Here is an 8,918-nt window from a genome sequence, read left to right as displayed (position 1 = left end):
ATGAATTTATAGAAAAAAGCCAGAGTAGAATAATTTCAATGTCATTAATTCATCAAAATTTATACAATACAGAAGATGTATCTCATATATATATTCAAAAATATCTTGAAGATTTAGTAGATAATATTTTTCACACTTTCAATAACAAACTAGTTAAAGTAAGAATTAATTCAAACGAATATTATTTTGATATTCAAACGGCAATTCCATTAGGATTAATCATTAATGAGGTTTTGTGTAATTCTCTCAAACACGCTTTTGATGAAGGAGTTGATGGTGAAATTGTTATTGATTTACAAAAGATCGATGAAACTTTTACTTTAATTATTAGCGATAATGGAAAAGGAATGGATGATAAGAAAAAAAGAAAAGATGCTATTGGAATGGATTTAGTGGAACTACTTATCATGCAATTGAAAGCAACTATTGTTAAAGTTGAGGGAAAAGGGACCATGTATGAAATTAAATTTAAAGAAAAAATATAAACCCCAATTTAAAGAAATAATATAAACCCAAATTTAAATAAAAAACTTAACCTTATGAATTCACGTATTATTGTTGTAGAAGACGAACTTTTTATAGCTCGCGATATTAAAGAAATTTTAAAAGAAGAAGGCTATGAAGTTATAGTTAATGTTACTAGTGTAGAGCAAGCTATCGAATTAATTGAAGAAACTAATCCCGCCTTGGTTCTAGTAGATATAAATTTAAGCAGAAGTAAAGATGGTATAGATTTAGGGCACTATTTACTTAAAAAGGATAGAATGCCATTTATATACATTACATCTTTTACTGATAAATTTACAATGGACAGAGTAAAAGAAACAAGACCTTATGGATTCATTGTAAAGCCCTTTAAAACTATTGATCTTCTAACTACAGTTTCTTTGGTTTTGAATAACTATCAATATAAGAATATAGATGTGTTGCGTATGAAAGAACCTGCAAATGATGAAGTGCCCTATAGAATAAAAGAAACCATAAATTATATAAATCAAAATATACATGAAAAAATTGAAATCGATGATTTAATAAAAATAACCAAATGGAAAACACATCACTTCATTAGAACCTTTACACAAACAATTGGAGTTACTCCCTATCAATATATTTTAAATCGTAAGATAGAAAGAGCTAAAATACTTATGGATGATGATCAATATAGCATAACAGATATTGGTTATATGTTAGGATTTCAGAGCTACACCAATTTTGCTAAAGCCTTCAAGAGATCAACAGAATATTCTCCGAGAGAATTTAAAAAACTAATGATTGCAAATAAAGCAAGTAAAGAGCAATCAGCCAATTAAAGAGTATTTCGTCCCATGAATATTGCCCCAAATAGTATCTAACTTTTTGGGGCATGTTCATTTTTAGAATTGGGCTTTTCTTTATCTACTACAAAATTAAAACTAATAGCAATAATCGACTTATTCGGTCAATAAAGGTAAACTTTTACTTTTTTGCTTGAAATACCTTTGCGGAATATTGTATCTATAAAGTATAGGTGCCGTGTTTATTAAATTTTTAATTCTTTAATATATGAAAATGTTGAACAGGTCAAAGCTAAAATTGGTAGTCTTGATGTGCTTGCTAGTAACTAATACAGTTACAGTTTTTGCCCAAGCTACCGATGAAGGTCCAGAGCCACCTCCGCCTTCTGCACCAATAAATGATTGGATTCCTTATGTGGCTGTAGCGGTTGTTCTCTTGGTTCTGGTAAAATTTTATGCGCAATCAAAAAAAACTCGGTTAGATTCTTAAAATTCTAGAAGAACGAAAAGGGATGTTTAATATGCTTTTTGAGAGTACTCAATTATGCGGGTGTGTTTATTAATAAGATTTTTAAATCTAAAATTATAATTCTATTTATTTTGAAAAAATTTACAACAATTAAAAAAATGAAAACTGTAACGCTTTTAAAAGGCAGTTTCATTTTAGCTTTGTTTGGTGTAAGTACTGGTTGGTCTCAGGTGCAAAATTACGATAACTTTTTTATTGGTAATGATAGTCACTTTTATATCGGTACAGATTCCTTTACCTTGGGATCATCAGCACAAACAAAAACCACTAGAACCGCATCTACTTATGGTGTATTGATTTTTGGTGCTGGTGCAACAGCTTCAGGAGCAGCAGATGCAAATTTTCTAGATGGTTACGCTAGAACAATGGGTGCTTCTGAATTTGTTTTTCCAGTAGGGCAAGCAGGAGTTTATGCGCCAATTGCAGCAATCCCTACAACAGCTACAGGAGTTGACGCGGCATATTACAATGCCAATCCAACAACTATTGGTTCAGCATTAGATGCTTCAGTCACAGCAATTTCTTCTACGCAATATTGGCACATGCTTTCTGCAAGTGCAGATGCACAAGTTGTTTTGTCATGGAGATCTTCAAGCAATGTTTCAACACTTACCTCTGGTGTATTAACAGATCTTGTTATTGCGGGTTGGAACGGAACTTCTTGGGTTCAAATTCCTTCTACTTTAGAAGTAGCTGCTAACTCATTTTTGGGTAGTAATGCAACACTATCTTCTGGTACAATTATTACTGATGCAGCAGTAGATCTAAACACGTATTCTTATTTTACCTTAGCCTCTAAAGGTGGTGTATGTTCTCCTTTAATAACTTCTTCTGGAGTTACTAAAACATGGAGTGGTTCATGGTCTCCATCTGCGCCAACATTAGCAGATCCTGTAATTATCAGTACTGCTTATTCTGGAAGTCTAGCTTGTAATTCCTTAACTCTTAATGCAAACGTTACTTTAGCAGATGGTCAATCTGTTGAAATTGTTAATGGTGCATCTGGAACTGGAAAAATTATTATGTCTAGCCAAGCCAGTGTTGTGCAACGCAATGGTGCATCAACGGCACCAAATATTGAACTTACTAAACAAACTAGAACGTTGCGTGTAAACGACTATGTATATTGGGGAACACCAATTGCTGGAGATTTCTTTAGTCAATTGGCCGATGCAAAAGCCGTTACAGGTGCTTTAACAGGTGCTTTTGACTTAAAGTATAAATACACGTCTGGTGCTGGTGGTGGTTGGTCTGCTTTGACAGCTACAACTACTGGTAAAGGATATATAACAAGAGTTGCTCCTCAAGCTCCGTTTACATCAGCCTCTGCAACAGATAAAATTGATCTTAAGTTTACTGGTGTTGCAAATAATGGTGATATAACTGTTGCTGTTGCTAAAAATGCAGCTTCACCAAATGGTGGTACTAGTCATAATTTATTGGCTAATCCATATCCATCAGCAATTGATGGTGACAAATTTTTAATTGAAAATCCCGCTATAGACGGTGTTCTTTATGTATGGCAAGCAGGAACTGCACCTGCAGCAGGAACGGGTAATTATGCTCAGGCAGATTACTTAACTTACACTCGCGCTGGTTCGGTAGCTACATCTGGAGTTACGGGTACATTTGATGGTAAACTTGCATCGGGTCAAGGTTTTAAAGTTAAAGCTTTAAATTCTGGCGACGTTACTTTTACTAACTGTATGCGTTTGTTAGGTGATAACAACAGCTTCTTTAGATCGGCTAATGCATCTGTAGCTGGTGGTGCTATAGATTTTGATAGTTTTAAACTTTCTATGACAGGAGCAAATGGTGTTTTCAGTCAAATATTAATTGCTTATTCAGATCAAACTACATTAGGTTATGATAGAATGTATGATGCAAGTAGAAATTCTGTAAGCTCTGCAATGTTATACAGTATTTTTGAAACTGATAACGCCAAAATGGCAATCAATGCTAGACCAAGCTTTGTAAATACAGACGAAGTTCCATTGGGAGTGTCAAAATCTAATACAGTAAACGAGGCATTTACAGTTTCTATTTCAGATAAAAAAGGAGTATTTACAACTGCTGGAGTAAATGTTTATATTCATGATACAGTAAACAATACCTACCATAATCTTAATACTGGAGATTTTACTTTCTCTTCAAATGTAGCGCAATTAAACAACCGTTTTAAAGTAGTTTACCAAGCTTCAGCATTGGATAATACTGACTTTAATAGCTATATTTCTATGGCAACAATTAATGATGGAACTTTAAAAGTTACTGCTACTATTGGTATGACTGAGATTCAAGTGTATGACATAACTGGTAAATTAATTCAAGTTGAAAATGCTAATGGTGAACTAAGTTTATCTAAACCATTCAATCACGCCGAAGGATTTTACATCGTCAAAATTAAGTTGGAAAACGAAGGAATTGCTACGCAAAAATTAATCAACAGAGAATAATTATGTACACAATTAAAAGAAATTGGGTACTAGTTGCTGGTTGTATAGTGCTTTTTCAAGGTGCAACGACTGCTCATGCTCAAGAGAATTCTACTAAATCTTACGATAAATGGTCGGTAGAATTCAATGCAGGACAAAGTAAAGGTGTAAAACCTTACTCCATTGGATATTATTCTTCCAATCCTAATAAGTTCTTTAACTTTTCTGGTGTAAATCATTTTGACCTTGGTGTTAGATACATGTTCAATACTAAATTCGGATTTAAGGTTGATGCTGCGATGGATAAACTAAGTGATCAAAGCGGAAGCGGATCGTTAGCATTTAAAACACAGCAAATGCGTTTCGGATTTCAAGGTGTTGTTAATCTTGGACGTATGCTAGATTTTGAATCGTTTACCAACCGTTTTACTATTTTAGGACATGCTGGTTTACAAGTATCACGATTTAGTGTAAAAGAAGGTGTAAATAAAGACTTAAGTGAAGACAATGGAGGTATCATGTTAGGATTAACTCCTCAATTACGTTTAACAAATTGGTTAGTTCTTACAGGTGACTTTACTGCTATCAACAACGTACGTCAGCATTTAGCTTGGGATGGTAATGCATCTGGTTCAGACAACAATTTATCTGGACTAATGTTCAATACTTCTCTTGGTCTTACTTTTTACTTAGGAAAACAAGAAAAGCATGCCGATTGGTATGTAGTGAACGATCAACAAGCTAAAGAAGATGAGTTAAAAGAGACAAAGCAGAAGATAGCTGAGTTAGAAACAAAAATGAACGATACCGATAGAGATGGTATTGTTGATTATCTTGATACTCAAAACAACACACCTGCTGGTGTAGTAGTAGATTCTAAAGGTAGGTTTATAGATACCAACAGAAACGGTGTTCCAGACGAATTAGAAAAAATCACTAAAGATAGTAGAGACAGTTCTAATAGTCCTATTGTTGAAAAATCTGACGCTATTAAATCGCTTTTTGAAAAAGGATATCTAAACATATTCTTCGATGTTAATCAAGACAACCCTAATGCTGGTTCTACAAATAATGTGTATCACATCATTAATTTCTTGAGAAGTTACCCTGATGCTAAAGCTAAATTAGTGGGTTATGCCGATGTTCGTGGCAATGAAAGTAAAAACAAAGACCTTTCACAACGCCGTGCTCAAAGATTGTATGCTATTATTATTGCAAGTGGTATAAACGCTAGTAGAGTAACTATAGAAGGGCAAGGTGTAGATGCATCTTATCCAGCCGACTCTAAAATTGGTTTAGACTTAGCAAGAAGAGTTTCAGTTATCATTGAATAAAACAAAATAGAGTTAAAAACACAATAATTAAAATTTAAATAATACAAATATGAAAAATATAACAAAATTATTTTTTGCCGCAGCATTCCTTACAGTAGGAATTGCTTCTGCACAAAGTGGAGTTGGTGTAGGGACTACAACACCAGACGCCTCTTCTGCATTAGATGTAACCTCTACTACAAAGGGTTTCTTAATGCCAAGAATGACCACAGTTCAAAGAACTGCAATTGCAACTCCTGCAACTGGTTTGCAGGTTTATGATACTACAACTAACTCGCAATGGTATTACAATGGTACTGTATGGGTGCAAGGTGCAGTAAAAGCAGATCAAAAATGGATAGATGACACCGATAATAATATAGCTTTAAATTCTACAGTTGCTTTGGATTCTGTAAAGTATACTAATTCTGGATATAAAATATTTGATAAGACTAACACTAGTTATACATTTTGGAGAAATTCAACAAGTCAGCATGAGACATTTGATATTAAGACCTTCAATTTTAGAAATTTATTTCATACCAATGCTTCGAAATTAGTTACAATAAATCCTAGTTTTAATGATTATACTAATAATGCATTTTATGGAATTGTTGACCAAACTGATACACACTCTGGTAAAACATTGTTTAATATTCAATCTAGACACATTATCGACAGAAATAATGCTAATAATTATAATGTTATATATAATAATTGGAGTTCAGGTGAGCATTTTGGAACTGGTACTGTAAATACTTTATACTCTTCAATTTCACAAACTACAGTAGGCCCATTAGCTACTGTAACAAATGCTTTTGGTAGTTCTAATACTATGATGAACTTTAGCACTAATAGTTCTACAAACTCTTTCGCTGGTCATTTCCTCAATTCTCATAGAGGAACAGGTTCAATTACCCATGCTTATGGACTTTTTTCATCTGTTGACGCATTAAATTCAACATCTAATATAACTAATGTATATTCTGGTAGATTTGATATACAATTTCCTAATTCATATACAGGTACTATAACAAATGCTTATGGATTATTTGTGAATCAAAGATTTATGGGAACAACAACTAATGTTACAAATGAATATGGTCTATATATAAATAATTTGACTCGTGGGTCCTCTAGCAGATATGCTATATATACAAATGACGGATTAATTTATTTCAAAGATAGAGTTGGTATTGGTACAACTACTCCGACTGCTTCCTTAGATGTTAGAAGTACCAATACAACCGAATATGCTAAAGTTGCTATTTTATCAAATTCTATTGGTGATCCCTTATTTAATTTATCAACAAAAAGAGGTCAGGTAACAAATTTAACAGGTAATATTTCAAGTAAAATTAGTTTAGATTATGATTTGCTTGAAAATGCATCTATAAATTTTCACAGAGGACCAAGTACTACAGGTGGTTTTTTATCATTTGCAACTGATAATGGTACAGAAAGAGTTAGAATAATTACAAATGGTAACGTAGGTATCGGTACAACAACTCCAACTTCAAAACTACAAGTAGTAGGTTTACCAGTACATGTAGACAACGCTGCTGCAGTAACTGCAGGTTTAACAGCTGGTGCTTTCTATCATTCTGGTGATGGTATTGTAAGAGTAGTATACTAGTAAAATAAAAAAATAATATAAATTAAATAATATACATAATATGAAAAAATATATTTTAAGTATCATGATGCTTGCTGGTGCACTTGCCACTCAAGCACAAGAGGCTCCAACAACAGGGTTTCTTTTACCAAGAATGACAACCGCTCAAAAAACCGCGCTAGTAAACCCTGCTAAAGGTCTTACTATTTTCAACACAACTACAAACGTTCAAGAAATTAATACCGGTACTGCTGCAGCGCCGGTGTGGAGTGTGGTTAGTGCAGGTAGTGGTGTAAAATGGGTTGATGGTGCAACTGCTGGTGATATTGAATTAGTTAATCCAACGGGTGTTGATTATGTTAAACATACTAATAAAGGATATTTATCTTATGATAAGAACGATGTAGCTATTAAATTTAATCTAGGTGCTAATGGTATTACTACAGGAGGACATTCTATTTTTAATTATTCAAAAATGGAAAAGAGTTTATTCTCAAATGTAGTTGAGAATAACACATCTCAAGATAGATTTTTTACAAAAGGATTGATTAATGTTATTGATGCTGGTTATATAAAGCCTACAACAAAATCTAGTTTTGGATTATATAACTTAACTACTATTCCTGATAATAATACAAATTCTTATGGTTCTGTTTATTCGGCAATGAATTTTGCAGATGGATGGGGTTCAGGACAAGTAGATATTTTGGGTGGGGCTTTTAATATAGCAACTTCAAGAATAAATCAAAATATTAATCATTTAATTGGGACATATAATATCGCCTCTGTAAGTGGTGATAAAAATATTACTAGAGTTGCTTCTGTATTTGGTGAGGTAAACTTTAGAGGCACATCTACTACTAATGCTTCAGGCACAATTGGTATATCATATAATTTCTTTGCACCTTCAAATTTTGAATTATCGTCACAAAATGTTGTTTCACATTCATCTTATTTAGCATCCAATTCATTTGCTTCAACTTATTCTGGTACAGTTACTAATATTTACGATTTCAGATCATTAAATTATGATCTTCCTACAAGTGGAACAATTACAAATCTTTATGGAATTGCCATTGAAGGAAATCTTAAAAAAAATTACATTAGCGGTAAAACAAGTATAGGAAATAGAACAGCAATTAATAGGAATGCGATGTTAGAAGTAAGTGGAGTATCTTTATTTAATTTTCCGGAAACAAGTTTACTGGCTAGGTTTTGGAATGATGATGTAAATGGTTTAAGATCTTTAGATATTTCTAATTATACCAGTTCAGATGGTGTTACAGGCGCAGGCTGGAATTTTAATGCTCGTTCATTAGCAGGTAAAATAAAATTTCAAACAAACAGTCTTGATCGTTTAATTATAACTGAAGATGGAAGATTGGGTATCGGAACATCGAATCCATCGGGAATTTTAAGTGTATTAAGTTCAACTTACATTAATTTTGATAGAGCTAATTCAACAGCTCCAATGAATTTATTATTAAGAAGCTCACTTGGCACTACGAGTTCTCCATCTGCATTAACTAATAATTCAGAAGTAGGTAAATTAACATTTGATGGTTTTGATGGTACTACATGGAGATTAAATGGAACAGCGAATATTATTGCACAAGCAACTGAAAATTGGACTGCATCAAGTACAGGAACTAAATTGAAATTTGCAACTACTCCTAATGGGTCAACTACAATAACTGAAAGATTAGTAATTGAAAATAATGGTAACGTAGGTATCGGTACAACAACTCCAAC

At 33.0% G+C, this 8,918-nt stretch carries 5 protein-coding genes and 1 pseudogene; all 6 read left to right on the top strand.

The window, feature by feature from the left end; genetic code table 11:
- Positions 1–485, top strand: a 485-nt coding sequence (locus DIU01_RS14280; protein ID WP_290835594.1) for a sensor histidine kinase, incomplete at its 5' end; no start/stop codon positions are given.
- Between the two features lie 54 nt (positions 486–539).
- A complete protein-coding gene (locus DIU01_RS14275) occupies positions 540–1,310 on the top strand; it encodes a response regulator transcription factor (RefSeq protein ID WP_290835592.1) in 771 nt (256 codons plus the stop codon).
- Between the two features lie 591 nt (positions 1,311–1,901).
- Positions 1,902–4,259 carry a T9SS type A sorting domain-containing protein gene (locus DIU01_RS14270; protein ID WP_290835589.1) on the top strand — a complete coding sequence of 786 codons (2,358 nt, stop codon included), beginning with the start codon at positions 1,902–1,904 and terminating at the stop codon, positions 4,257–4,259.
- A gap of 2 nt (positions 4,260–4,261) precedes the next feature.
- The gene (locus DIU01_RS14265) at positions 4,262–5,572 is read left to right on the top strand and encodes an OmpA family protein (RefSeq protein ID WP_290835587.1); all 1,311 of its coding nucleotides are present in this window, start codon (positions 4,262–4,264) and stop codon (positions 5,570–5,572) included.
- A gap of 49 nt (positions 5,573–5,621) precedes the next feature.
- Positions 5,622–7,187, top strand: coding sequence for a hypothetical protein (locus DIU01_RS14260; RefSeq protein ID WP_290835584.1), 1,566 nt, complete (start codon positions 5,622–5,624; stop codon positions 7,185–7,187).
- A 40-nt stretch (positions 7,188–7,227) separates the two neighbouring features.
- Positions 7,228–8,918 (top strand): annotated as a pseudogene (locus tag DIU01_RS14255) (hypothetical protein); the annotation flags it as partial.

Source organism: Flavobacterium sp. (assembly GCF_003525665.1).
Lineage (GTDB): Bacteria > Bacteroidota > Bacteroidia > Flavobacteriales > Flavobacteriaceae > Flavobacterium.
Note: the sequence above shows the minus strand (reverse complement) of the source record. Positions and strands in the feature narration are given on the sequence as shown.